Source organism: Erwinia sp. AC075 (assembly GCF_979253995.1).
In genome coordinates this window covers 4,088,653-4,114,869 of record NZ_CEEDEU010000001.1, presented here as the reverse complement: position 1 = coordinate 4,114,869, position 26,217 = coordinate 4,088,653, and the positions used below count along the sequence as shown (strand labels likewise).

General features: G+C 55.9%; 22 protein-coding genes. 11 read left to right on the top strand and 11 right to left on the bottom strand.

The genetic code is table 11. The features are described 5' to 3' along the window. The first annotated feature begins 101 nt into the window (after nucleotides 1-101). Nucleotides 102-1,604: an inorganic phosphate transporter PitA gene (gene pitA, locus AC0IXH_RS19250; protein WP_013204309.1), complete on the top strand. Its 1,503-nt coding sequence runs from the start codon at nucleotides 102-104 to the stop codon at nucleotides 1,602-1,604. Between the two features lie 69 nt (nucleotides 1,605-1,673). Here the strand turns inward: pitA and uspB are convergent, their stop codons facing one another. Next, complete coding sequence (uspB, locus tag AC0IXH_RS19245; protein WP_013204310.1) at nucleotides 1,674-2,009, bottom strand: universal stress protein UspB; 336 nt, start codon at nucleotides 2,007-2,009, stop codon at nucleotides 1,674-1,676. Between the two features lie 446 nt (nucleotides 2,010-2,455). On the opposite strand from uspB, the gene uspA reads away from it, so the two are divergent. After that, nucleotides 2,456-2,893 (top strand): universal stress protein UspA, encoded by a 438-nt coding sequence (uspA, locus tag AC0IXH_RS19240; RefSeq protein WP_013204311.1) that lies wholly within the window; start codon nucleotides 2,456-2,458, stop codon nucleotides 2,891-2,893. A gap of 66 nt (nucleotides 2,894-2,959) precedes the next feature. On the opposite strand, the gene rsmJ is transcribed toward uspA, so the two are convergent. Further along, nucleotides 2,960-3,715, bottom strand: coding sequence for a 16S rRNA (guanine(1516)-N(2))-methyltransferase RsmJ (gene rsmJ, locus AC0IXH_RS19235; protein ID WP_013204312.1), 756 nt, complete (start codon nucleotides 3,713-3,715; stop codon nucleotides 2,960-2,962). A gap of 7 nt (nucleotides 3,716-3,722) precedes the next feature. Further along, nucleotides 3,723-5,762 (bottom strand): oligopeptidase A, encoded by a 2,040-nt coding sequence (gene prlC, locus AC0IXH_RS19230; protein ID WP_471720861.1) that lies wholly within the window; start codon nucleotides 5,760-5,762, stop codon nucleotides 3,723-3,725. Nucleotides 5,763-5,998: 236 nt separating this feature from the next. Here prlC and AC0IXH_RS19225 point away from each other — a divergent pair, with 236 nt between their 5' ends. Next, nucleotides 5,999-6,823, top strand: a complete 825-nt coding sequence (locus AC0IXH_RS19225) for a lysostaphin resistance A-like protein (protein ID WP_471720860.1) — start codon at nucleotides 5,999-6,001, stop codon at nucleotides 6,821-6,823. Nucleotides 6,824-6,918: 95 nt separating this feature from the next. Continuing rightward, on the top strand, nucleotides 6,919-7,761 hold the full coding sequence (locus AC0IXH_RS19220) for a 23S rRNA (adenine(2030)-N(6))-methyltransferase RlmJ (protein ID WP_013204315.1): 843 nt from the start codon (nucleotides 6,919-6,921) through the stop codon (nucleotides 7,759-7,761). Between the two features lie 63 nt (nucleotides 7,762-7,824). Here the strand turns inward: AC0IXH_RS19220 and rnz are convergent, their stop codons facing one another. Further along, nucleotides 7,825-8,739: a ribonuclease Z gene (rnz, locus tag AC0IXH_RS19215; RefSeq protein ID WP_471720859.1), complete on the bottom strand. Its 915-nt coding sequence runs from the start codon at nucleotides 8,737-8,739 to the stop codon at nucleotides 7,825-7,827. Nucleotides 8,740-8,915: 176 nt separating this feature from the next. Between rnz and gorA the strand changes: the two genes are divergently transcribed. Then, nucleotides 8,916-10,268, top strand: a complete 1,353-nt coding sequence (gorA, locus tag AC0IXH_RS19210; RefSeq protein WP_013204317.1) for a glutathione-disulfide reductase — start codon at nucleotides 8,916-8,918, stop codon at nucleotides 10,266-10,268. A gap of 66 nt (nucleotides 10,269-10,334) precedes the next feature. Here gorA and AC0IXH_RS19205 read toward each other — a convergent pair whose 3' ends face one another. The 5 genes from AC0IXH_RS19205 to AC0IXH_RS19185 all read right to left on the bottom strand — a co-directional run bounded on the left by AC0IXH_RS19205 (nucleotide 10,335) and on the right by AC0IXH_RS19185 (nucleotide 15,022). After that, complete coding sequence (locus AC0IXH_RS19205; RefSeq protein WP_013204318.1) at nucleotides 10,335-12,308, bottom strand: methyl-accepting chemotaxis protein; 1,974 nt, start codon at nucleotides 12,306-12,308, stop codon at nucleotides 10,335-10,337. Between the two features lie 282 nt (nucleotides 12,309-12,590). Continuing rightward, entirely contained in the window at nucleotides 12,591-13,487 is an 897-nt protein-coding gene (locus AC0IXH_RS19200) for an alpha/beta hydrolase (RefSeq protein WP_013204320.1), read from the bottom strand. Nucleotides 13,488-13,757: 270 nt separating this feature from the next. Further along, nucleotides 13,758-14,264 (bottom strand): TIGR00645 family protein, encoded by a 507-nt coding sequence (locus tag AC0IXH_RS19195; protein WP_041692152.1) that lies wholly within the window; start codon nucleotides 14,262-14,264, stop codon nucleotides 13,758-13,760. A 116-nt stretch (nucleotides 14,265-14,380) separates the two neighbouring features. After that, a complete protein-coding gene (locus AC0IXH_RS19190) occupies nucleotides 14,381-14,635 on the bottom strand; it encodes a hypothetical protein (protein WP_053141398.1) in 255 nt (84 codons plus the stop codon). Nucleotides 14,636-14,689: 54 nt separating this feature from the next. Next, complete coding sequence (locus tag AC0IXH_RS19185) at nucleotides 14,690-15,022, bottom strand: helix-turn-helix domain-containing protein (protein WP_013204324.1); 333 nt, start codon at nucleotides 15,020-15,022, stop codon at nucleotides 14,690-14,692. 215 nt (nucleotides 15,023-15,237) lie between these two features. Here AC0IXH_RS19185 and AC0IXH_RS19180 point away from each other — a divergent pair, with 215 nt between their 5' ends. From AC0IXH_RS19180 to AC0IXH_RS19165, 4 genes are all read left to right on the top strand, one after another. Then, nucleotides 15,238-16,137, top strand: coding sequence for a LysR family transcriptional regulator (locus tag AC0IXH_RS19180; RefSeq protein ID WP_013204325.1), 900 nt, complete (start codon nucleotides 15,238-15,240; stop codon nucleotides 16,135-16,137). 228 nt (nucleotides 16,138-16,365) lie between these two features. After that, nucleotides 16,366-17,730: an MFS transporter gene (locus tag AC0IXH_RS19175; RefSeq protein WP_013204326.1), complete on the top strand. Its 1,365-nt coding sequence runs from the start codon at nucleotides 16,366-16,368 to the stop codon at nucleotides 17,728-17,730. 148 nt (nucleotides 17,731-17,878) lie between these two features. After that, on the top strand, nucleotides 17,879-19,012 hold the full coding sequence (locus AC0IXH_RS19170; RefSeq protein ID WP_471720858.1) for a GNAT family N-acetyltransferase: 1,134 nt from the start codon (nucleotides 17,879-17,881) through the stop codon (nucleotides 19,010-19,012). A gap of 353 nt (nucleotides 19,013-19,365) precedes the next feature. Continuing rightward, on the top strand, nucleotides 19,366-21,273 hold the full coding sequence (locus tag AC0IXH_RS19165) for a hypothetical protein (RefSeq protein WP_346600202.1): 1,908 nt from the start codon (nucleotides 19,366-19,368) through the stop codon (nucleotides 21,271-21,273). Between the two features lie 41 nt (nucleotides 21,274-21,314). Here AC0IXH_RS19165 and AC0IXH_RS19160 read toward each other — a convergent pair whose 3' ends face one another. Both AC0IXH_RS19160 and AC0IXH_RS19155 read right to left on the bottom strand, forming a co-directional pair. Next, on the bottom strand, nucleotides 21,315-23,147 hold the full coding sequence (locus tag AC0IXH_RS19160; RefSeq protein WP_346568153.1) for an ABC transporter ATP-binding protein: 1,833 nt from the start codon (nucleotides 23,145-23,147) through the stop codon (nucleotides 21,315-21,317). A 75-nt stretch (nucleotides 23,148-23,222) separates the two neighbouring features. Continuing rightward, nucleotides 23,223-23,990, bottom strand: coding sequence for a DeoR/GlpR family DNA-binding transcription regulator (locus AC0IXH_RS19155; RefSeq protein WP_013204330.1), 768 nt, complete (start codon nucleotides 23,988-23,990; stop codon nucleotides 23,223-23,225). 192 nt (nucleotides 23,991-24,182) lie between these two features. On the opposite strand from AC0IXH_RS19155, the gene AC0IXH_RS19150 reads away from it, so the two are divergent. After that, nucleotides 24,183-25,208 (top strand): SIS domain-containing protein, encoded by a 1,026-nt coding sequence (locus AC0IXH_RS19150; protein WP_471720857.1) that lies wholly within the window; start codon nucleotides 24,183-24,185, stop codon nucleotides 25,206-25,208. Further along, on the top strand, nucleotides 25,205-26,134 hold the full coding sequence (locus AC0IXH_RS19145) for an ROK family protein (protein ID WP_471720856.1): 930 nt from the start codon (nucleotides 25,205-25,207) through the stop codon (nucleotides 26,132-26,134). Before AC0IXH_RS19150 ends, AC0IXH_RS19145 begins: the two co-directional genes overlap by 4 nt. Nucleotides 26,135-26,217 lie beyond the last annotated feature (83 nt).

Here is a 26,217-nt window from a genome sequence, read left to right as displayed (position 1 = left end):
GCCACATTAATGTCAAAAAAAGTCTATATTTCGCTTTCCCCGGCCGCGCATTCTCGCTGATAATGCGCCGCGTTCATGTCCTCCAAAATGGCTTAACGCTTATGTTACATCTGTTTGCTGGTCTCGATTATCACACCGGTATCTTACTGGTGCTTGCGCTGCTTTTTGTGTTGTTCTACGAAGCGATCAATGGCTTCCACGATACGGCCAATGCAGTGGCTACCGTTATTTATACCCGCGCAATGCGATCGCAACTTGCGGTGGTGATGGCCGGGGTATTCAACTTCTTTGGCGTCATGCTGGGCGGACTGAGTGTGGCTTACGCCATCGTTCATTTGCTTCCCACTGACCTGTTGCTTAACGTTGGATCGGCGCATGGCCTTGCCATGGTCTTCTCCATGTTGCTGGCGGCAATTATCTGGAACCTCGGCACCTGGTACTTTGGTCTGCCGGCCTCCAGCTCCCATACCCTCATCGGGGCCATTATCGGCATTGGCCTGACCAACGCTCTGATTACCGGCACCTCGGTAGTGGACGCGCTGAACATCCCGAAAATGATCGGCATTTTTGCCTCACTGGTGATCTCTCCGATTGTCGGCCTGGTGCTGGCCGGCGGCCTGGTTTTCCTGCTGCGTCGTTACTGGAGCGGGAACAAAAAACGTCTGCGCATTCATATGACCCCTGCCGATCGTGAAAAGATTGACGGTAAAAAGAAACCGCCATTCTGGACCCGGATCGCCCTGATTGTTTCCGCTATCGGCGTAAGCTATTCACACGGTGCAAACGATGGTCAGAAAGGCATTGGCCTGATTATGCTGGTGTTGATTGGCGTCGCCCCGGCCGGGTTCGTGGTCAATATGAACTCCTCTGGCTATGACATCACCCGTACCCGCGATGCGGTGAACCATCTGGAGCAGTACTATCAGCAGCATGCTGATTCGCTGACCCATATTATTCAGATGGCGCCACCGGCCGTTCCTACGCCGGAAGAAGTGCCAAGCGGCCCGCATGAGTTCCACTGTGATGCGGCCCGTGCGCTGCCGGCTATCGACCATGCCCAGAGCCTGTTGAATAACCTGCAGAGCTACGACAACCTGACCGTCGACCAGCGCGCGCAGCTTCGCCGTCTGCTGATGTGTATCTCCGATACCGCAGAGAAAGCCGCCAAGCTGCCTGGCGTCAGCAATGACGATCAGCGCTTCCTCGGCAAGCTGAAAAGCGACCTGTTGAACACCGTTGAGTACGCACCGATCTGGATTATCGTGGCGGTCGCGCTGGCGCTGTCGCTGGGTACCATGGTTGGCTGGCGCCGTGTGGCGACCACTATCGGTGAGAAGATCGGTAAAAAAGGCATGACCTATGCGCAGGGCATGTCCGCGCAGATGACTGCCGCGGTCTCCATCGGCGTGGCGAGCTACACCGGGATGCCGGTGTCGACCACCCATGTGCTCTCTTCTTCCGTCGCCGGTACCATGCTGGTTGATGGCGGAGGCGTACAGAGCCGCACCATCAAAAATATCCTGTTGGCATGGGTGTTAACCCTGCCAGTGTCGATAGTGTTGTCCGGTGGATTGTACTGGATTGCGTTGAGGTTCGTGGCGTAATCAGCAGCAGAAAAAACAAAAGGGCGGAGATTATCTCCGCCCTTTTTCGTTTCTGATGTCGGCGCGGCGTTAGTGCCAAATCGCCAGCCCGACCAGACTAATTACAATCAATCCGCATAAGGCGCTGGTCAGGATAAACTGGCCCCGAACCCGCTCGCAGCGGCGAATAAACTCATCATCATGATGGTCGCGATAACGCTGTGACCAGATATAACGCACCAGTCGAACCTGCTTGCTCGGCTGCCCGTGTGAGGTAAAAAATCCCGCGCCATCCACATATTGATACAGTAAAGGGTCACACCCACGTAGCACCACTAAAAGCGCGCGCAAAGAGGAAAAGTAGCGCGCCATATTCACCACACAAACCACACAAAGAGCCCAGAAAAGCGCGATGGTGCTGATCATGATCCCCTCCCGGCAAGGCATCTAAAGGACGTTATCCGCGGGGAATGCCGGACAAGCCCCACAATGATTCGCCAATCACCTCATTGAACCAGACAGAATTGAAGTTGTAACCGCTGAGCGACCGTCATTAGCGCATAACGGGTCGTTAATATCAGTGTAGGAGATTTGATTAAAATAATTCCAGCGATGTTTTGCCTGAGCAGCAGAAAGAGAGAAAAATTCATTTTGATCCCGCTCGCAAAGGGCGCGGCCTGCACGCCCGTCTGTTAACAATTCGGGCTATAATAAATGCGAAAACTATAAAGGTGCCGGGATGTTTGCTCATCTCAGGCGCGGTACTAAACCATCATGCATTAAACATTAGCAACGGATTTCAATGTGTTATGATGCAAAAAGACAACTTTGTCGGCGGATAACTCTCCGCAACGAATGAAAGGAGTATCGTTATGTCTTACAAACACATTCTGATTGCAGTCGACCTTTCCCCTGAAAGTAAGCTGCTGGTCGCCAAAGCGGTGTCCATGGCGCGTCCTTACGATGCCAAAGTGTCACTGATCCACGTCGATGTTAACTATTCCGACCTGTACACCGGGTTGATCGATGTGAACCTTGGCGATATGCAAAAACGTATCTCTGAAGAGACCCATACCGCCCTGACTGACCTCTCTAACAGCGCAGGCTACCCGATTTCCGAAACCCTGAGCGGCAGCGGCGATCTGGGCCAGGTATTGGTTGATGCCATCAAAAAATACGATGTGGATTTGGTGGTCTGTGGTCACCATCAGGACTTCTGGAGCAAGCTGATGTCCTCGGCGCGCCAGCTGATCAACACCGTCCATATCGATATGCTGATCGTGCCGCTGCGCGACGAAGAAGACGAATAGTCTGAGGCATAAGACAAAAGAAAGGGCGGAAGATATTCCGCCCTTTTTGTTTTCGCCAACCGGCGTTTATTCGCTGATTAGCGGCGGATAGATATCAAACCGGTGGCTTTTGGTCACCACCGCCGCCTGTGTTACCACGCCCGCCAGGGGCGGTGCGTAGTCAGGTCGCTTCACCACCACGCGCTTCTTCGCCAGGCGCCGGGCCGGTTCCAGCAGGCCATCGGCATCGTCATCGGCACCCACCAGCGTCTGGAAAACCCGCATCTCTTTTTTGACCAGCGCGCTTTTCTGCTTGTGGGGGAACATCGGATCGAGATAAACCACATCCGGCTGTTCAACGATCTCAGCGAGTGCTTGCAGGCTCGACGCGTGGATCAAGGTCAGCCGTTCGCGCAGCCAGCCGCCGATTTCGGCACTTTCATAGCCCCGCCGTAAACCGTCATCCAACAGCGCGGCCACCACCGGATGGCGCTCCAGCATCTGCACACGGCAGCCAATCGAAGCCAGCACAAAGGCATCGCGTCCCAGGCCGGCAGTGGCATCGACCACCGCAGGCAGATAACCGCTTTTGATGCCGACCGCTCTGGCCACCGCTTCGCCGCGACCACCGCCAAAACGCCGACGGTGCGCCATCGCGCCTTCTACGAAGTCGACAAAAATCCCGCCAAGCTTAGGCTCATCGAGCTTGCGCAGTTCGAGGTGCGTAGCGGTCATTACCAGCGCCATCGGCGCTGACGCATCGTGCTCCAGCTGCCAGCGATCGGCTAAAACAGATAAGGCGCCGTCTCCGGCGCCCGATTCATCCACTAAACAAATCTTCACGTTAACGCTATTCCTGAATACCGTAATGAGCCAGCATCGCATCCAGCTGCGGCTCACGCCCACGGAAGCGTTTGAACAGCTCCATTGGCTCTTCAGACCCGCCACGGGTCAGAATGTTATCCAGGAATGACTGGCCGGTTTCACGATTGAAAATACCTTCTTCTTCAAAGCGTGAGTAGGCATCGGCTGCCAGCACGTCGGCCCACAGATAGCTGTAGTAACCCGCCGCATAGCCACCGGCAAAGATATGGCTGAAGGCATGCGGGAAGCGGCCCCAGGCTGGGCTTGGGATCACCGCCACCAGCTGTTTAATCTCTTTCAGCATCTCCAGGATCTGCGCGCCTTTGGCCGGGTCGAACTCGGCATGCAGGCGGAAGTCGAACAGGCCGAACTCCAGCTGACGCAGGATAAACAGCGCCGCCTGGTAGTTTTTCGCCGCCAGCATTTTCTCCAGAAGCGCCTGCGGCAGTGGTTCGCCGGTTTCATAATGACCGGAGATAAAGGCCAGCGCTTCCGGCTCCCAGCACCAGTTTTCCATAAACTGGCTTGGCAGCTCGACGGCATCCCATGGCACACCGCTGATGCCAGACACGCCCGGCGTTTCGATACGGGTCAGCATATGGTGCAGGCCATGACCAAACTCATGGAACAGCGTGGTCACCTCATCATGGGTAAACAGGGCAGGCTTACCCTTCAGCGGACGGTTGAAGTTACAGGTCAGGTAGGCGACCGGTTTTTGCAGCGAGCCGTCGGCAAGGCGCATCTGGCCGACGCAGTCATCCATCCACGCCCCGCCGCGTTTATGTTCACGCGCATAGAGATCCAGATAGAAGCTGCCGCGCAGCTCGCCGGTTTCGTCGAACAGGTCGAAGAAGCGCACGTCAGGATGATAAACATCGACGTCTTTGCGCTCTTTGGCAGTGATGCCGTAAATGCGTTTCACCACTTCGAACAGGCCGTTAACCGCACGCTCTTCCGGGAAGTAAGGACGCAGCTGTTCGTCGCTGATAGAAAACAGGTGTTGCTTCTGCTTCTCACCGAAGTAGGTCAGATCCCACGGGTTCAGGTCAGAAACGCCGTGCTCTTTCAGCGCGAAGGCGCGCAGCTGTTCGATTTCACGCTCGGCCTGCGGACGGGCACGTTTTGCCAGACCGGTCAGGAAGTCGGTGACCTGCGCCGGGTTTTCGGCCATTTTGGTGGCCAGCGATTTGTCGGCGTAGGAGTCAAAGCCCAGCAACTGGGCCAGTTCGTGGCGCAGCGCCAGCTCTTCAGCCATCACCTCGCTGTTGTCCCATTTGCCGGCATTCGGGCCCTGGTCGGAGGCACGGGTGGAGAAGGCGCGGTACATCTCTTCGCGCAGCGCCTGATTGTCGCAGTAGGTCATCACCGGCAGATAGCTCGGGATATCCAGCGTTAACAGCCAGCCTTCCTGCTCTTTGGCTTCAGCCTGCGCTTTGGCCGCGCCCAGTGCGCTTTCCGGCAGACCGGCAAGCTCGCTTTCATCGGTGACAAGCTTGCTCCAGCCCATGGTGGCATCAAGCACGTTGTTGCTGTATTTCGAGCCCAGCTCGGACAGGCGCGCGGCGATTTCGCCATAACGCTTCTGCTTCTCTTTCGACAGGCCAATACCGGACAGCTCAAAATCACGCAGCGCGTTATCCACGGCTTTTTTCTGCGGGGCGGTTAATCCGGCGTAACTGGTCTCTTTCAGATTGCGGTAAGCCTGATACAGGCCTTCGTGCTGGCCCACCCAGGTGCTGTATTCGGACAGCAGCGGCAGCGTTTGCTCATAGGCTTCGCGCAGTTCCGGGCTGTTTTTCACCGAATTCAGGTGGCTGACCGGCGAAAACAGACGGCTTAAATGGTCATCAACTTCAGCCAGTGGCTGAACCAGGTTATCCCAGGTGTAAGGCGCGCCCTGGGCAACCGCTTTCTCCACCGCCGCACGGCTCTCGGCCAGTGCCTGAGTAACAGCAGGGACCACGTGTTCGGGTTTGATGGCGGAGAAAGGAGGAAGCGTAAAAGAGGAGAGTAACGGATTGGTCATTGCGCAGTCCTTATAGTCAAACATGTTTGAGGCGCGTTTAAGCGCGCGATTAGGTTAACATGAGGCTAAGTGTAGCGAAATTCAATGGCCTGATTGAGAAAACCCGGCTGTTGATCCTGGTCATTTTCACCCGTAAATCCTGACCTTTTCACCACGATTCCAGTTGCCTGCCCCGACGGCCAGCCGCATACTTTCGCCGTTTTCCGGTTAACACGATTTCTACACGGAGTGTTGTTATGTGGTACGTCTTTGCGGCCTCGTTACTTTTTCTGCCTTTTTACCGCCGCGCCTCGTACGGGCTGCTGGCGCTCGCGCTGATAATGGCGGCCGTGGATGGCACGCTTCACTGGCCGGCGATCGCCGCCTTAGTGGTGCTCGGCGCGGTGGCGATCGGCCATCGGCAAATCAAAAAACCTGCCGCCGTTACGGTGGTGACTGAAGCGGTACTGGTGCTGGGCGCGGTGGCGCTGATGCTGCATCTGATCCCCGGATTCTCTAACCCGCAGATTGTCAGCGAGGTGAAAGCCGGACCAGAAAGCGCGCCTTTCAGCTTCTATTACAACTTCGATAAGGCGTTGATCCCCTTCCTGTTGCTCGCCTGTCTGCCCACGCTGCTTAAGCGTCCGGCGGCAGGACCGAAGAACACGCTGTGGTGGCTGGTGCTGATGCTGTCATTGCCGCTGCTGCTGCTGATTGCCACTCTGGCCGGCGGCCTGCGCGTCGAGCGGCACCTGCCCGAGTGGCTGGGTGCCTTTATGCTGGCGAACCTGTTCTTTGTCTCGTTTGCGGAGGAAGCGCTGTTTCGTGGCTACCTGCAACAACGGCTGAGCCAGAAGCTGGGCAACGTCTGGGGATTACTGATTGCCGCCGCGGTGTTTGGCCTGGCGCATATCGCCGGCGGCCCGCTGCTGGTAATTTTCGCCAGCCTGGCGGGGATAGTCTACGGCCTGGCGTGGCTGTGGAGCGGCAGAGTGTGGGTCGCCACGCTGGTGCACTTCAGCTTTAATCTGCTGCATCTGCTGTTCTTTACCTATCCGCTGTGGCAACGCCTGCCAGGATAACAGAGCATTTTAAGCGCAGGACAGTTATACTGACGCCAATATGTGCCGCCCAGCGGCGGCACGCTCCTCATTCCCCACCGGACAGATCCCACGACATGCTGAGTTATCGCCACAGTTTTCATGCCGGCAATCACGCCGACGTTCTCAAACACACCGTTCAGAGCCTGATTATCACTGCGCTTAATGAGAAGGATAAACCCTACCTCTATCTGGACACCCACGCCGGTGCCGGGCGCTATCAGCTGAGCGGCGAGCACGCCGAGCGCACGGGTGAATATCTGGAAGGCATCGCCCGCATCTGGCAACAGGACGATCTGCCGGAAGAGCTGGAGAGCTATATCTCCTGCGTGCAGGCACTGAACAAGAACGGCAAGCTGCGCTTTTATCCGGGTTCCCCGCTGATCGCCCGTCATCTGCTGCGTCCTTTCGACAAGCTGAACATGACCGAGCTGCACCCAAGCGATTACCCGATGCTGCGCAACGAATTCCAGAAAGATGACCGTGCCCGCACCGAACGTGCAGACGGTTTCCAGCAGCTGAAATCCAAGCTTCCGCCGCTGTCACGCCGTGGTCTGGTGCTGATCGATCCGCCTTACGAAATGAAAACCGATTATCAGGCGGTGGTTCAGGGTCTGGTGGAAGGGTATAAGCGTTTTGGTACCGGCGTGTTCGCGCTGTGGTATCCGGTGGTGCTGCGTCAGCAGATCAAACGTATCACCAAAGAGCTGGAAGCGTCCGGCATTCGCCGCATTCTGCAGATCGAGCTGGGCGTGCGCCCGGACAGCGACCGCTTTGGCATGACCGCGTCCGGGATGATTGTGATCAACCCACCGTGGAAGCTGGAGCAGCAGATGAACAACGTGCTGCCGTGGCTGCTGAAGCACCTGGTGCCTTCTGGCACCGGCCACACCAAAGTCAGCTGGATCGTGCCGGAATAAGTGACCACCCGTGGGACGCCGCCGCGCGTCCCACCGCATCAGCCCTGCCTTTCGAACCGCCGCTCAGAGCCGGAATAGCGAGAAATCATGCGCCATCTCGGTATTTGGAAATATCGCCCGACACTCCGCCAGTAACCTTTCCGCATCCTCTCGCAGATAACGCGAACTAAGGTGGGTGACGATCAGCTTTTTCGCGCCCGCGTTTTTTGCCGCCGTGGCCGCCTGCACCGTTGAAGAGTGTCCCCGACTGTTGGCTTTTTCTTCCAGCGCCACTTCCAGCGTGGCTTCATGCACCATCACATCGGCATTCGCCGCCAGTTCGGCGGCTGCGGGCGTCGGGCTGGTATCGCCGAAAATCGCCAGCGTCAGGCCTTTGTTTGCCGGACCAAGATAGTCTTTGCCCCTGACCACCCGACCGTCGTCCATGGTCACGGTTTTGCCCAATTTGAGCTGCTGGAACAGCACGCCGGGCTTGATGCCGTCTGCCAGCAGCCGTTGCGCATCCAGCGCGCCCGGCTTGTCATGCTCTTCAATACGGAAGCCGTAACACTCAACCGGATGGGTCAACGGCCAGGCGGTGACGCGGAAATGCTCGTCGCTAAACAGCTCGCCGGCGGCGATCTCGACAATCTCCAGCGGGAAGGTCAGCCAGGAGCCGCTAAGGCTGAGGGTAGTGTCGATAAAGGCCTTGATGCCTTTTGGGCCGTAAAGGGTCAGGGTGTCGCTGATGCCATTCATCGAACGGCTGGTCAGCAGCCCCGGCAGACCAAAGATATGGTCGCCGTGCAGATGGGTGATAAAAATTTTCTCGATTTTCCCGGTCTTCACCTGGGAGCGCATCATCTGATGCTGGGTGCCTTCGCCGCAGTCAAACAGCCAGCAACCGCTGCGCGTCCCCTGCAAATTCAAGGCGATACTGGTGACATTCCGCTGGCGGCTGGGCGTGCCCGCGCCGGTCCCTAAAAATAGCAGTTCCATCCGGCCTCTCTCTGCCTGTTAGTATGCGAAAACAGTGAGCTATCTCGCAGTAAATGTCGATTATCGCTGATTTCCGCCCCGCTGCCCTATCACAATCATAGACGCAAACTTTGCGGCATTTAACCGAGTGGCGTTACACTACTGCCAATTCATTTCACTGACTTATGGAATCACCGATGACCAGACATTATGACTACCTTGCTATTGGCGGCGGCAGCGGCGGTATCGCCTCTATTAACCGTGCCGCGATGTACGGACAGAAATGCGCGCTGATCGAAGCGAAAGAACTCGGCGGTACCTGCGTAAACGTCGGGTGTGTCCCGAAGAAAGTGATGTGGCACGCGGCGCAGATTGCCGAAGCGATCCATTTGTATGGCCCGGATTACGGCTTCGATACCACCGTTAACAGCTTTAACTGGGCGACGCTGGTCAAAAACCGCAGCGCCTATATCGACCGTATTCACACCTCGTACGACAACGTGCTGGGTAAAAACAACGTCGACGTGATCAAAGGCTACGCGCGCTTTATCGATGCGCACACCGTGGAAGTGAACGGCGAAAAAATTACTGCCGACAACATCCTGATCGCCACCGGCGGCCGTCCAACCCATCCGTCGATTCCGGGTGCGGAATACGGTATCGACTCTGACGGCTTCTTCGAGCTGGATGCCCTGCCAAAACGCACTGCCGTGGTCGGTGCCGGCTACATCGCGGTCGAAATCGCCGGAGTGGTGAACGCGCTGGGTTCCGAAACCCACCTGTTTGTGCGTAAACACGCGCCGCTGCGCAGCTTCGATCCGTTGATCGTCGACACGCTGGTTGAAGTGATGAATGCTGAAGGCCCGGCGCTGCACACCGAATCCGTGCCGAAAGCGGTGATCAAAAATGCCGACGGCAGCCTGACGCTGCAGTTGGAAAATGGTCAGGAGCAGACCGTTGATTGTCTGGTATGGGCCATCGGTCGTGAGCCAATGACCGACAACCTGAACCTGGACGTCACCGGCGTGAAGCTGAACGAAAAAGGGTACATCAGCGTCGATAAGTACCAGAACACCAGCGTGTCTGGCATTTATGCGGTCGGTGATAACACCGGTGCGGTTGAACTGACGCCCGTGGCGGTTGCCGCCGGTCGTCGTCTGTCCGAACGCCTGTTTAACAACAAGCCTGAAGAGCACCTGGATTACAGCAACGTACCAACCGTGGTATTCAGCCACCCGCCAATCGGCACCGTGGGCCTGAGCGAGCCGGAAGCGCGTGAGAAGTACGGCGACGATGAAGTGAAAGTGTATAAGTCGGCGTTCACCGCCATGTACACCGCCGTGACGCAGCACCGCCAGCCGTGCCGCATGAAGCTGGTTTGCGTGGGTAAAGACGAGAAGATCGTCGGCATCCACGGTATCGGCTACGGTATGGATGAGATGCTGCAAGGCTTCGCGGTCGCGCTGAAAATGGGCGCCACCAAGAAAGACTTCGACAACACCGTGGCAATCCACCCGACCGGTTCGGAAGAGTTTGTCACCATGCGTTAAGTCCTGCTTCAGGATCAAAAAAGCCAGCATATGCTGGCTTTTTTTATGGGCGGAGGGTCGGCGGAGTTACCCTTTCTCATTCGCCCCGGAGAGGCTCTGCAATACGGACAGCTGCGCGACAGCGTCCTGCATCGCATCCATACCGGCGGTCAGGCTGCGCAGGCTACCGAGGTGCTGGGCGATGCTTTCACGCTGGTGCGCGGTTTGATGGCTCATGGCGGCAATCGAATCCGCCGCGGCGATGCTGCGGGCCGCCATCTCGCTGGAGGTTTCCACCGTTTCGCTGGCAACGGTACGGATGCGGAAGATGGTATCCACCGCCTGACCAATATTGCCGGCCGTCGAATCGGCCTGCTCTTTCGACGAGTGTGCCAGCCGACGAACTTCTCCGGCCACCACCGCAAATCCCCGTCCGGCCTCCCCGGCACGCGCCGCTTCAACCGCCGCATTCAGCGACAGCAAATTGGTCTGGAAGGCGATATTGCTGATGCCGCTGGTGATCTCATTGATGCCGTTAGAGATTTTCTCCAGATCATCCAGCCCCTGGCCCAAACGCAGCTGAGCCTGCTGGCTTTTCTGCGCGATATCGCCAATCGAGCGGATACTGTTTTCTGCCATCCCCAGCGTCTCATTCTGCGTTTGCGTGGCGGCTTCAAGCATCGGCAAGGCTTCCATCAGCGGTGCCAGCTCCTGCTGATAGGCGATCACCCGCTTCAGCACCCGCGACTGAATGCTGTTCAACGCTTCCCAACGACGCAGCGCGCGTTGTGCATAGTGCCCGGCATACCCGGCGTACTGCACCGGGAACTGGCTCATCGCCTTCACGTCCTTGTTGAAAAACACCAGCGCAGAGAGCGTCTGGTTAATCGGCACGCCGAGGATTTCGCCAAAGCTGGAGAAGCCGGCGGCCGGCAGCCCCTTAAAGAAATGGGCGTTATGCAGCTGCCCTTCATTGCCGACCCGGCGCAGGATGCAGTCATTCATCAGAATGGCCGCCGGCCTGCCGCGGTTGGCGATAAAGGTTTGCCAGTCCTGACGCGTGGTCTGTTTAAAATCTTTCTCTTCCAGCAGATACAGGCGATCGCCAAATTCCAGGTCGCAGAAAAACTGAATGCTGTCGGCCTCAATTTTGGCGATGGAGCGAATGAAATACTCCTCACCGACCTTCACGCCAAAGGTCAGCCCTTTCAGCTTTTCGGTCAGCTGCGGCACGTTGCAGCCCAGCCAGCTGGCCAGCGCGTCAGTAAACCTCACCTGCTGGCCCTGCTGATCGAATACCGAACTGACCGTGCGGGCAATCGGATCGGCCTCGGCGATCAGCCAGCTTTTGTCTTTTGGGACAAAGTTCTGACTTTTGAACGGCGCAAAGGATTTGCCGGCGGCCATCTGGCAGAAAATGATGACCGCTTTGCCCTGCAAAATTTTGCCTCCTACGCCGATCCAGGTGCCATCAAACTCAATCTTACCGCCAGCCGAGCCGCCGATCGCCAGGCACGGAAAGCGGCCGCAGTTGTACCAGGCCTGCATCAGGAAGCCTTCCGAGGCGGACAGGCCATCGCAGTAAATCATCGCGAAGGTGCGGTCGGATGAGAGTGGCATCCGCACCGCCAGCCTGCTGAGCTCCTGCTGGATGGCGTTGATACGGTCGGCGGCGGTGTGGGTGTCATTGACATGTAAATCAACGATATGGGTTTCATGACGCGCAATCAGGCTGTCCGGCAGCAACAGCCAGCTTCCCTGCTGACCGGCGCCTTCGCAATAGGTGGTCTCTTTGCCGCTGCTGCTCAGTGCGCCATTGGACGAGAGGGTAATCACCGTCAAATCGGCGGAGCTAAAGCGCTGCCAGCTCTGGCTCACCGGCTGAAAGTCGGCATACGGCGGCACAAAGGTCATGAGAATGCCGGCACTTTTTTCACTGAGTCCGGCCTGCGAAAGCGAAGCAGGCAGGCTGCGGCAGTCAAAGGTCCCGTTTGCGGGCTGGTGTTTATTACGAAACAGCAAAGACGACAGGCGCTGTTTAATCGCCATTAATGGAAACATGGTTTTACCTATACTTTTCAAATGCTTGATTAATTATGGGTGGTGAAGCAGAAAGTCTGACGACCAAAGGAGGGCTAAAGGCATGTTCCATACGCGAGAAGAACTCAGAAGTGAGAGAAAACGCGGCTTGTGTTTACTGCCTCTCACGTCATAAACGTTATCGCCCGATTGTGGGAAAACTTTAGCGGTGGCGGGTTACGACGGGGTTTTTTACCGGCAGATGACGCGGCGTGGGGTGATGAAGCGTGAGTGCGGCAGAACATTGCACCGTCACGGTGCAGTTTACTTACGGGCGTCCAGCCAGATGGCGTAGGCTTCATCCCAAATCGCCGCCGGGGAACCGGCTTTACCGAGGCCAAAACCGTGTCCGCCACGGGTGATATTAATCTGCTCAACCGGCACGCCCATGCGGCGGCAGACGTTGTGCATGATCACCGTGTTGTGCGGATTAGAGATCGGATCGTCTTCCGCCTGCGCCAGGAAGGTCGGCGGGTAGTTGCGGGTGACGTAATTTTCCACCGACCAGTTCGCCTCTTCATTCGCGGAGGCATTGTTACCGACCAGCTGCTTGTGCGTGGTGGTGTGGGTATACGGCGGCTCAAGAGTGATCACCGGATAAATCAGCCCGACGCTGTCCACTACCGGGACCACATTATCCAGCGCATCCTGCGGCTCGTAGGTGACGAAATCAGGACGGGCGGCCGCCATACCAAACAGGTGGCCACCGGCCGAGAAGCCGAGCAGATGCACCTTACGTTCCATCGAGCGCACCAGACGAATGGCGCGCTGGGCGTCCTGCAACGGGGCGAGGCTGCCTGCGTGCCACTTCTCACGCGGCAGGCGATAGCTGAGGACATAGGCGGTATAGCCACGCGCATTCAGCCAGCGTGCCACGGGCCAGGCTTCACCACCCATGCCGATCCAGCGATAGCCGCCACCCGCGGCAATCAATACGGCCGATCCGTTCGGGTTTTCTGGCTGGAAGCGTTGGATCGCCGGGCTGACGATATTCGACCACGAGCCGTTGGCAGAAACATGCAGGTTTCCGCTGGGTCCGCCGCCGCCGGGCGGTTCGTCCTGCCACAGAGGAATAATATCTTCTCTGGCAAACAGTTTTCCGGTGGTCATCGCAAGCAACGTGGCGCCGGTTCCTAATATCAACCGACGACGACTAATCATCTGGCATTTCCGTCCTCAGTTATCAACAGGCGATCCCAGGCCATGGGAAGATACCTGATATCATGCAATGCAAATGCCAGAAGTTATTCGCAGAATAACCGCATTTCAGTGCGATATCAGGGAATGTCGGCGACCGTGATGTTTTTATATCGGCAGGGTATCCGGGCTCTTCACCGCTTTTTATGCGATTTGCCCCTGTGGATGCAAGCAAAACAGCGCGATAAGGTGAAAAAAGCGGGAAAACTGCCCGGAACGCCGGGCAGATGAGGCTTAGTGGCTACTGAGCTTCTCTTTCCGCGACAGGCTGTCCAGATAGCCCATCACAAACGCCGAGAGGACGAAGGTCAGGTGGATCACCACATACCACAGCAGTTTATTGTCCGGAATATTTTTGGCATCCATAAACACCCGCAGCAGGTGAATGGAAGAGATGGCGACAATCGACGCGGCCACTTTGTTTTTCAGCGAGCCGGAATCCATTTTACCCAACCAGCTGAGCTTCTCTTTGTGGTCGGCGATATCCAGTTTTGAGACGAAGTTTTCGTAACCGGAGAGCATCACCATCACCAGCAGACCGCCGACCAGCGTCAGGTCGATCATCGACAGCAGCACTAACACCAGGTCGTTTTCTGCCATCGCCAATACATTCGGCAACAGGTGAAAAACCTCCTGGAAAAATTTTATCGCAAGTGCCAGCAGACCCAGCGACAGCCCGATATAAATCGGCGCCAGCAGCCAGCGTGAGGCATAAATGAGGTTTTCAGCGAAACGTTCCATAGCATCCCGTAAGCAAATTAACACGGGGGTCAGTATACCCGAGGAAATGTTAAATTTTGCATAGCGCCGGCTTATCGCAGCGATATTTAACGGATTTTACGCGAACAGAGGGCGTTTTACTTTGGCTGGCTGGAAAAGCTGATGTCGCCCACCGCGCCCACGGTCTCAACCGGCCGCAGCACACGTTGCACCTGACGGGCATAACCCACCAGTCCCTGAGTGAGATCCTGGGTAGCAGCACTTCCGCTAAAGCAGCTGCCCGGATCGCAGTGAACAGTGATAACACTGACCGGCGCTTGCGGGCCCAGGGTCAGGGCAAAAGCAGGACCACTCATCGCCAGGGCGATAAGCAACAACAGGGTCTTTTTCATCTTGTTTAGCTTTTAGGAGGTGTAGGGTTAAAGGTGTTGCCTGGCTACGCTGACTCAGTGCATTTCACGGTGCTGGTTGCGATAGTCTCTTGGCGTGATATTAAAATGCTTTTTGAACACCCGCTGGAAACACTGCTGGGAAGAAAATCCCAGATCCATCGAGATGGTCATAATGGTCTTATGGGAACTGATCAGGCTTTTGGCCGCTTCGTCCAGTCGACGGCAGCGGATAAAGGTGCCTAAAGTCATGCCCTGTTGCTCTTTAAATGCACGTTGCAGGTGCCATTTTGAATAGCCCGAACGGGCGGCTACGGCTTCAATATTCAGACCATCATCCAGATGCTCTTCAATCCAGTCGATGATAATTTCTACGATTTCGCCTTTCACTTGCTCTCTCCCGGGACGCACAGCCTGCACAAGGCCGCCGCCATTTGCGCGATGGAATTATTATATGTTTATGTTTTTGTTATACTTTTAGGCGATATGCAAAATATAATGCAACATATCAAATATTGGTGGTGTGGATGTTATAAAGAAGTTTAAAATAGTTCAAATAGATAATTTGAATCTTCATTTATAGATAGTATCTATAAGGCCGCATTATGATGGATCTCAATCTTGTCCGTGTGTTTATCGCCATTTACGAAACACGCAGCGTCAGCGGTGCGGCGGACCGGCTGTTCATTACCCAACCCTCTGCCAGTTATGCGTTATCGCGTCTGAGAAATGAAACCAACGACGAGCTGTTTAAACGCAGCCGGGCCGGCATGGAGCCCACCCCGATCGCTTTGCAGCTGTATAAGGTGTTCAAAAAGTCCCTGACCGGCATTGAAAAGGCGGTCGCGGATACGCGAAACTTTGTGCCCGCCACCTCGCGGCAAAAATTCCGCCTCGCCCTGTCTGACCTCGGCGAACTGTTGCTGCTTCCCGGACTGGTGGCCTCATTGCGGGTGGAGGCGCCGCACATTCAGCTGGAAGTGGTGGCGATAGAATCCCTCAGGCTGAATGACTGGCTGTTGACCGGCAAGGTGGATGCCGCCATCTGCAACCGCAATGAAACCATCTCTTCCGCACAGCGCGAACTGCTGCTGTATGAACGCTATGTTTGCCTGCTGAACGAACAGCATCCCCGCATTGGCAGCACGCTGTCGTTTGATGAATATATGCGGGAACAGCATGTGATTGTGGCCGCCAGCAGCGGGCACCATATCGTGGAAGACCGGCTCAAAGAGTTTGGGCTGGAGCGCGACATTGCGCTGGAAGTGCCGCGCTTCTCCGCGCTGGGCGAACTGATTTCCTCCAGCGAACTGCTGGTCACCCTGCCGTCCGCTGCCGCCAAAATTTATCAGCGCAGGGGCAATGGCCGCCTGCTGGAGCTGCCGTTCCAGGTGGCGGATCAGGAAGTCTTTGTCTATGCCCATACCGAAATCGGCGATATCTCCGCCAAGACCTGGTTCTATAATTTCCTGAAAGATATCGCGCCCGGCTTAATGGATCACTGACGCGGCCGTAGAAGCTTCTGCCGCTCAATTCCTCGACAGAGAGCACATTCCTGCAAAGCCTTTTTGGCCGAGCGGCATTCAGTGGCGGGAATGTGAAGCGCTTCAAGTGCCCTTGTGACTCTTGCTGAATTTCCCCGTTTTATTCCCGCGTTATTGCAACAAAAGCCCAATGACCGTTACCTGACGGCGCTCCTATATTTGAAAGAAAGGCCCACAAGGTAATCTGTTATGACCGCAAAAAACGGCTCGCATGTCCGCATCTGGATATTAATGTTGATCTTATTTCTGTCGGTAATTGCCTACGCTGACCGATCTATTCTGTCGATCGCCGGCGGCGCAATTAAGGATGAATTTGGCCTGTCGCCGATTCAGCTGGGATTTGTGCTGTCCGCGTTCAGTTGGGCCTATGTGATTGGGCAAATTCCCGGCGGTTTATTTCTCGACCGCTTTGGCACCAAAAAAGTCTATGGCATTACCCTGGTGCTGTGGTCAATATCGACGCTGGCGATGGGCTTTATTGGCGAGTTTTCTCAGGGCGTTACCAGCGCGCTCATTATTATGTTCAGCCTGCGTTTTGCGCTGGGATTAATTGAAGCCCCCAGCTTTCCCGCCAACGCCCGCGTGGCCATTATGTGGTTTCCAAAATCGGAACGCGGCCGGGCCTCTTCGCTGTTTGCCTCCTCACAGTATTTTGCGGTGGCGATCTTCTCCCCGCTGTCCGGCTGGCTGGTATCAGAATTTGGCTGGCCGTGGCCGTTCTTTGTGCTGGGCTTGATTGGCATTTGCGCCTTCTTTGCCTGGCTGTGGTATATGAAGGAACCGCGTCAGCATCCGCACGTTTCCCGCCAGGAGTTGGACTATATTATCGACGGCGGCGGGCTGATCGATATTGACTCCACTGCCGTCAGGAAAGATAAAAATCGCCTGTCGCGTGCCACCTTCCGCAAACTGCTGACCAACCGCATGCTGTGGTGCGCCTACATCGGCCAGTACTGCACCATTGCCCTCAGCTACTTCTTTATCACCTGGTTCCCCATTTATCTGGTGCAGGCACGCGGAATGGATATTCTGCACGCCGGGTTTGCCACCATCGCACCGGCGCTGTTCGGCTTTGCCGGCGGTATTTCTGGCGGCATCATTTCCGATTACCTGATCCGCACCGGCTGGTCAGTCTCCTGGGCGCGCAAGACGCCGTATATTGTCGGCATGCTGATGGCCGCCACGCTGATTGCGGCGGCGGTTGCCAACAGTAACTTCTGGGTTATCGCCATTATGTCCTTCGCCTTCTATGGCAAAGGGGTGGCGGCCGGGGCAGGAACCTGGGCGATTATCAGCGATACCGCGCCTAAAGAAGCGGTGGGTCTGGCTGGGGCGATCTTTAACTGCGTGGGCAATATTGCCGGTATCGTCACCCCGATTATTTTTGGCTACCTGGTGGCCATCACCGGCAGCTACAGCCTGGGACTGGTGTTTGTTGGCGCACATTGCCTGGTGGCGGCGTTCTGCTTCCTGTTTATCATGGGGCCAGTGGTGCGCGTCGGCGGCGAAGAGCCTGAGGATGTCGATTACACGCTGACCCACGGCGTTCGCTAACCTGCCCGCTTCCGTCACCGCCCCGGCTTTAGCGGCCCGTGCGGTGACGGTATCAGTCGTTGATCTTCGCGGTAAAAACCTTCACCTTAGCCTTTCACGATCTATCCGGTACGGGTTCCCGTACTCGCCGCAATGACGGAGTACCGCTATGTCTCTTACCCTTCTGACGCAGTTGGCCGACCTTCCCGCCAGTCAGTGGGATGCGTTAACGCCCGACGACCAGCCTTTTATCAGCCATGCCTTTCTGAGCACGCTGGAAGAGAGCGGCTGTCTGGGCAAAGGCAGCGGCTGGCAGCCGGAGCATCTGCTGTGGGTTGAAAATGGCGAGGTGCAGGCGGCGCTGCCGGGCTACCGTAAAACCCATTCCCGGGGTGAGTACGTGTTTGACCATGCCTGGGCCGATGCCTGCCAGCGGGCGGGCCTGCCCTACTATCCCAAGTGGCTGGCCGCCGTGCCGTTCAGTCCGGTCACCGGCGCACGCCTGCTGGGCGAGGCCGACGCGGCCAGCAAACTGCTGCAGGGCATTCCGGATTTCCTGCAACAGCGGCAGATGCATAGCGCCCACATCAATTTCGGCAATGCCTTTACCCACGATCGGCTGGCGGAGGAACCCAACTGGCTGCCACGCCTCGGCCTGCAGTATCACTGGCATAATCCGGGCTACCGCGATTTCCAGGACTTCCTCGATACGCTGATGTCGCGCAAGCGTAAGCAAATCCGTAAAGAGCGGCAGCTGGTTGCCAGCCAGGGATTCGAATTTGAGTGGCTGAGCGGTAACCAGCTGAGCGAATCGCACTGGGACTTTGTTTACGCCTGCTATGCCAACACCTATGCGGTGCGCGGCCAGCGTCCCTACCTCACCCGCGCCTTTTTCAGCCTGCTGGCGGAAAAAATGCCGCAGGCGATCCGCGTGGTGCTGGCGACGCAAAACGGCCTTGCCGCCGCCATGGCCTTCAGCCTGATGGATGGCAATACGCTGTACGGCCGTTACTGGGGCTGCCTGGAAGAGTTTAATCGCCTGCATTTCGAAACCTGCTTCTATCAGGGAATGGATTATGCCATTGCCCACGGCTTGCAGCGCTTTGATGCCGGCGCTCAGGGTGAACACAAGCTGATCCGGGGATTTGAACCGGTTATCACCGAATCCTGGCACTATCTGCGGCATGAAGGTCTGCGCGACGCCGTGGCCGATTTCCTGCAACAGGAGCGCGCTGGCGTGGCGCAGTGGGCAGAAGAAGCGCGGGAAGCATTACCTTACCGGCGCCAGGGTGATGAGGTGTAACGCATAAATTAAATTAATATCATTAATAAAATAACTGCCAGCAATGGCGGCTATTTTCCATAAATAGCGATTTATAATTTAGCCAAACTTATGGGTCGCAATGTTACTCTGGTTACATGTTGTAGAGCCTGAAGGAAATAAAATAACGCTAAGGAAAGTCTGCAAATTCACTTAACTCAAATAAATAAATAGTCAATTCAAACAAACTCCATTACTTAATTGCCCGCAAAAATCCGCAGTACGCCACGCCAATAAAATTATTTATTACTGGCCCTGATAATCTCTTTCTTCCTGCCTCAGATATAATTCTTAGCGAATCCCGTCATTAACGTTAATTACAAGAGGTTCATCATATGCCGTCTAACAGCTCCACTAACACCTCTTCAGAGAATGGAATTTACGACCAGGCGAATGGCAATACATTAACGGTACTGGGTAAAGACGGAAAAGCCATTGAGTTTGGCAAAATAGTGATGGAGCTCGCCACCGTCAGCGGAGGAAACACATCGGTTACCACGGTCGGCACAATCGACGCGCTACGTGCGCTTGAACCCACCACCGCTGGGCAAATAGCGGTAATGATGGAATATACCGCCGGCACCAAAACCGGTGGCGGCGTATTCATTTATGATATTTCCGACAAATCCACGCCAGAAGATTACGGCATCAATGTTGTTACCCCCAAAGGCGCACGTTGGAAGCGTAATCTGGCCAACTATCGTGACGTCAACGTGGTATTTTTTGGTGCGGTCCCCGGTGGAACCCTTGACAGTGCCGAAGCAGTCACGCGGATGTGGAACTGGTCACAGAAGCACAGTCCCAGCATTGGTATTCAGTTCCCGGCCGGGCGTTATCTGATCTCAAAGTTTGATATCGCCAGCAAGGAAGTGAACCGATTTCGTCTGGCAGGCGACCTGGTCACCTTTGGTTATTCACCTGCCACCACCCTGATTTCTGATAAAAAGAACGGCGAGGTGATGTTTAACGTTAATGCCCGCTACACGGAAATCACCAGCATCATCGTTGATGGTGAAAGTAAGGCCGCCACACCCAATACCAAAGGCTTTTATAAAAACATTATTCAGGCTGGTCAGTTTATTCGCGTCAGCAATATGATGTTTTATAATCTGGGCGGTAAAGGGTTAAGTATGCTCGATACCCTCGATTGTAAAATTGACCAGTGGTACGCCCGTGACTGTTCCGACACGGTGATTTATGCCACCTGGTCAAATAATCCGAGTGGTAAATGGGACCATATTACCGCCATCGAACTCTCCAACTTTAATATTCAACGCAGTACGCTAAAACCGGCCATCGATCTGCAACGTGCCACGCAATCCTTTATCTGGAATGGCTGGATTGAACATAGCGAATATCCCGGCAACCTTTCTAACGGTGACTGGTCTTTCATCGGGTTCAACCTTGAAACCTGCACCCATCCTTTTGAATGTCATTACACCCGCTTTATTAATACCCAATTCAATCTGCAGGCCGGTTCCAGCATGGATACCTCGGAAACCGGCGATACCTGGTCGTCTATTTCAGCGTATGAAAAAGGCAACGTGCATACCGAAAGTCACGGTATTGAGATCAACGGTTCGCTCAGCTACGACTATCTCTCCTCGCCTAATAAGATGGATAACCGCAAGGATGCCGAAACCTGGTTTTACCTGGGTGAACTGGCCCCGTCGCAGAACACCGTGCAAACCCGAATTCGCCTGTTAGCCAGCTGCGGTTACAGCAGCCAGGGCGAAACGCAAACCGGCTATTCTGAACGCTCGCCGGAAGGCAGTGCGGATATCTTTATTCTGAAAACCGGCGACAACTCTTTTACCAGCAGCTGGGTCGGTCAGGGTTCCTCTCCGGCTACCCGCGTGTTGACCCAGCCCGGTTCCTCGAACGGCAAGATTAAAATTTACGTCAAGCTCGGCAAATATACCGGCTATACCACCGCCATCATTGAAACCAATGATTTTAGCCGGTTCAGTAAGGGCATCCGTTTTATGTTCGAAAAGTCCTACACCGCGGTGACCGATGCCACGATGCTGGCCACCTTAAACGGGGCGACCGACAACTGCTTCCATCAGCACTGGCACGGCAAAGCCGCCGTGGGGATTGGCTTTAATAATGACAATGCCCTGCTGCTGAAAAGTGCCAATGTGGCGACGGCAGACGTGGGGACCGATGTGAAGTATCTGAAGGTGATGGTGGATGGCACAGCCTATGCGCTGGAGCTGAAAAAACTGAAGCCCGCCAGCTAGGCCGGAGGTGTGCGGCCCTGTGAACACAGGGCCGTTTACGCTTAATCCTCGCCGACAAAGCCGCCGGTTTGATGGGCCCAGAGTCGCGCATACAGTCCGCCGTGCGCCAGCAGTTCCTGATGCGTCCCCATTTCGGCAATTCGCCCTTTCTCCAGCACCACCAGCCGGTCCATTTTGGCAATGGTCGACAGGCGGTGCGCGATGGCAATCACCGTTTTTCCGCCCATCAACGTTTCCAGGCTCTCCTGAATCGCCGCTTCCACTTCCGAATCCAGCGCGGAGGTGGCCTCATCCATGATCAGAATCGGCGCGTCTTTCAGCAACACGCGGGCGATGGCAATACGCTGTCGCTGGCCGCCAGAGAGCTTCACGCCGCGTTCACCGACGTGCGCATCCAGCCCGTAACGGCCCTGCGGATCGGACAGCATTGGGATAAATTCATCTGCTTTCGCCTGGTGAATGGCCTTTTCCAGCTCGGCTTCGGTGGCATTCGGGCGACCGTACAGCAGGTTGTCGCGGATGGATCGGTGCAGCAGCGAGGTATCCTGAGTGATCATGCCGATTTGCGCCCGCAGACTTTCCTGGCTGACCTGGGCGATATCCTGACCATCAATCACAATGCGGCCACCGTCCAGATCGTACAGGCGCAGCAGCAGGTTCACCAGCGTCGATTTACCGGCGCCGGAAGGCCCAATCAGCCCGATTTTTTCGCCCGGACGAATGGTCAGCTGCAGGTTATCGATCACCCGACGACTCCCGCCGTAATTGAAGTTCACCTCGTCATAGCGAATTTCGCCGCGATGGACCTTCAGCGTCGGGGCTTTCGGTTTATCCATCACGCTGAGCGGCTGGGCGATGGTTTGCAGGCCGTCCTGCACCATGCCGATATTCTCGAAAATGCCGTTGACCACCCACATGATCCAGCCGGACATATTCACAATGCGGATCACCAGACCGGTGGCCAGCGCAATCGCCCCGACGCTAATCAACGACTGGGTCCACAGCCACAGCGCCAGACCGGTGGTGCCGACGATCAACAGGCCGTTCAGCGTGGTGACCACCACATCCATATTGGTCACCATCCGGCCCTGTTCGCGGGTTTTAGCGGTCTGATCGCCGATCGCCTCGCGGGCATACTGCCGTTCAAGGTCGCTGTGGGCGAACAGTTTTAGCGTGGTGATATTGGTGTAGCCATCCACGATGGTGCCCATTAATTTGGAACGCGCGTCGGAAGAGGCCACCGAACGGGATTTCACCCGCGGCACAAAGTAGGCAAGGCAGACAACATAGCCGACAATCCACAGCAGCAACGGCACCATCAGTCGCCAGTCGGCTTCGGCAAACAGCACCAGTGCGGTGATGGCGTAAATCAGCACGTGCCACAAGGCATCAACCGCCTGCACCGCGGAGTCCCGCAGCGCGTTGCCGGTCTGCATAATGCGCTGCGCGATACGTCCAGCGAAGTCATTCTGGAAGAAATTCAGGCTCTGGCGCAGCACGTAGTTATGATTCTGCCAGCGGATCATACTGGTCATGCCGGGGTTAATGGTCTGGTGCACCAGCAGGTCGTGCAGGCCAATAAAGATCGGCCTCAGCACCAGCGCCACCACCAGCATCCAGATCAGTGCCGACGCGTGATCGCTGAAGAAGGTGGCCGCCGGCGTGCTGTTGACCATATCGATAATGGTGCTGAGATAGCGGAACAGCGCCACCTCAATCAGCGAGCCAATCAGGCCGACCACCAGCAGCATTGCGAAGCTTTGCCAGACCTGGCGAAGGTAGTAAACGTAGAAGGCCCAAACGCTGTTGGGTGGCGTTGCGCCAGGTGCATCCTGGAAGATGTCGATCAGTTTCTCAAAGCGGCGATACAACATTAAAGGCTCACTTTTACGGCTAAAAGAACTGATTTTAGTGCAATTTCATCCCCTTCTGCGTCACTACGTGCGTTTTTATGCCTGCGGCTCGACCACAACCAAGCGCGAACCGTACTTCGCGCGCTGTTTCAGCGTTGGGGAATTTTCGGTGACTATCTGGCTGATATCGCTCAACGGACAGACATGTGCCAGCGCGCGATAGCCGATTTTGGAGCTGTCGACCAGTACCACCGTTTGCTCGGCAGACTTGATCATCGCCTGCTTGACCGGGATTTCGACGGTGTTGATATTGGTGATGCCGCTGTCGAAATGCACCCCTTCCGATCCCAGAAACGCCCAGTCAACGTGGATGCTGTTGATCTTGTCGACGGTTTCCTGCCCGACCAGGGTATAAACCTGATCCAGCATCAGCCCACCGGCCACGTGCACGGTGATGCCCGGAAAATTGCCCAGCGCCATCGCGGTAAAAATGTCGTTGGTGACCACCGTCAGATTCTTTTTATCCTTCAATGCCAGCGCCAGCGCATACACCGTTGAACCGTTATCCAGAATCAACGACTGGCCATCTTTCACCAGGCTGGCGGCGTACTGCGCAATCGCGGTTTTGGCCGCGGCGTTCATCGTCAGTCGCTCAGTAAACGGCGTATCATTATTGCTTTCGGCTTCAACCGGCAACAGGCCGCCGTGGGTGCGCATCACCTTGCCGGTTTTCGCCAGCAAGGAGAGATCGCGGCGGATCGTTGAACTGTCCACGCCGAAGATCTCCGAAAGCTCTGCGGCATTCAGATAGCCCCGTTCAGCAATCATTTCTACTATTTGCGCTCTGCGCTGTGCCGCTGTCATCCCTCACTCCCTTGGTGTGTAATTGCACGTTATCATGCATATACTGACTCACAACGTGCAATTTGTCACCTTGAGAGGGCTTTATTCGCGGTAAAAACAATCAGACTGCACGAATTTTGGCCTTGACTGCACGAATTCGTGCATATATGTTTAAACACATCAGGAATGTTTACCTTTAAGAGAATAAGACCCATGACGGCATTGTGCTTCAGTGACTACGAAAAAGAGTTAGCGCAGCAGGTCAGCGCCCTTGGCGACCAGCTCGACTATGCCCTGCCGGGCACACTGAATTCACTGGATCTCAACCAGTACGATCGCATTGTGCTGGCCGGAATGGGATCGTCTGATTATGCGTTGATCCCGATCGAACGGGCGCTGATCGCCCAGGGCTTACCGGTGTGGCGGATTGATGCAGGTCGCTTACTTGATATGCCAAAAATGGTCACACCAGGGACCTTATTATGGATAACGTCACAATCCGGGATGAGTGGCGAAGTGGTGGCGGTGCTGGATGCCGTCGCCACGCCGAAAACGCTGATTGGCGTCACCAACGATATCACCAGCCTGCTGGCAAAAAAGGCGGATATCCTGGTTGAACTGAAAAGTGGTGATGAAGCCACCGTCAGTGCCAAAAGCTATCTGAATACCTTAGTCGCCAGCTACCGGACGCTGTACGCCCTGACCGGTCAGGACGAGAAGCCGCTGTTGGCAGAGGTCCGCGCCGTACTGCCGCAGGTAGCGGGGATCATCGAACAACGCGATCCGGTACAGCAGCTAACCGACCGTTTATTCCGCCATGCTAAACCGCGCGTGGCGATGGTCGGTATGGGAGCCGATGCTGCAACGGCCTTAACCGGGGCATTGATTATCAAAGAAGCATCAAAAGTGAGTGCAGAAGGCTTTATCGGCGGCGAGTTCCGACATGGCCCGATGGAAACCTCGGGTGAGGGCATGCTGGCCGTGCTCTTTGGCGATGGCAGCGATGTGACGCTGCACACGCTGGCCACGGATTTGCTGAGCAACGGCACCGAAGTGGTCACCGTTGGGCCGGTGGCCTACGCCCACAGTCCGCGCTGGGACACGCCAGGAAACTCGCCGTTAACCCGTTTACTCTGCGCTATGCTCTGGGTTCAGCATCTTACCGTTACGCTTGCCCGCGGCAATGGTATGGTGCCAGGTGAATTCCTCTACGGCAAAAAAATAACGGACAAAATATGACAACTTACACACTTCCTCTCCGCGCAGGTATCGATATGGGTGGCACCGGGACACGCATTGTGTTGCTGGACGGTGAACGGGAAGTGGTGTCAGAAACGGTGGCGACGGCCTGGTTTACCACCCTGCCGCAAACGCTGCGGGCCAAGGCGCTGGTCGACAAGATTTGCCGCCTGTTGCCGAACGGCTCTTCGCTGGCAAGTTTAGGCATCGGCGCCAGTGGCCCGGTCAATAACGCCACTGAAATCATTGAGAATAACGACACGCTGGCCTGCTTTTCCTTTTACCCGCTGGTGGCGCAATTACGCGAAATGCTGGCGATACCGGTGGCCATTGATAACGATGCGGTGGTGGCCGCGCTGGGCGAATACCATTTAGGCGCAGGCCGCGGCAGCCAGCGCATGATGATGGTGACATTAGGCACCGGCATTGGCGTCGCGCTGCTGGATAACGGCGAACCGTTGCGCAGTTTTGACGGCAAGCATCCGGAAGCCGGGCATATTCCGGTCTCTTCCGAACCGGTGATGTGTTATTGCGGTTTGCAGGGCTGTTGGGAGATGCTCGCTTCGCGCGGTGCCTTGCAGCAGGCGCTGGAAAACGAGCTGCCGGATTTGGTCTGGAATGGCAGCACCCCGGCGGTATTAACCGAAATGAAAGCCGCCAGGCCGAAAGTCGCCGACATTCTGTATAAATATGGTCATACCGTTGGGCGCGGATTAAATACGCTGCTGACGCTGTATGGCCCGGATATTACCGTATTAAGCGGTAGCGCGGCGGCCCTGCTTCCGCTTTATCAATCAGGTCTCGACTCTGCATTGGTCCGCGCAGACGGATATGCGGTAAATAACCATATTACGCATTCTGCCCTTGGCGATGCGGCCGGGGCGTTGGGCGCAGCAATATTGCCGACGCTCAGGGCCACTCGTTAACAGTCCTTTAATTAAATCACCTATTCATCTCTCGATGCGCGGCGGGCGCGTCAGGAACGGCGAGTCAGCCAGCACCATGGGAA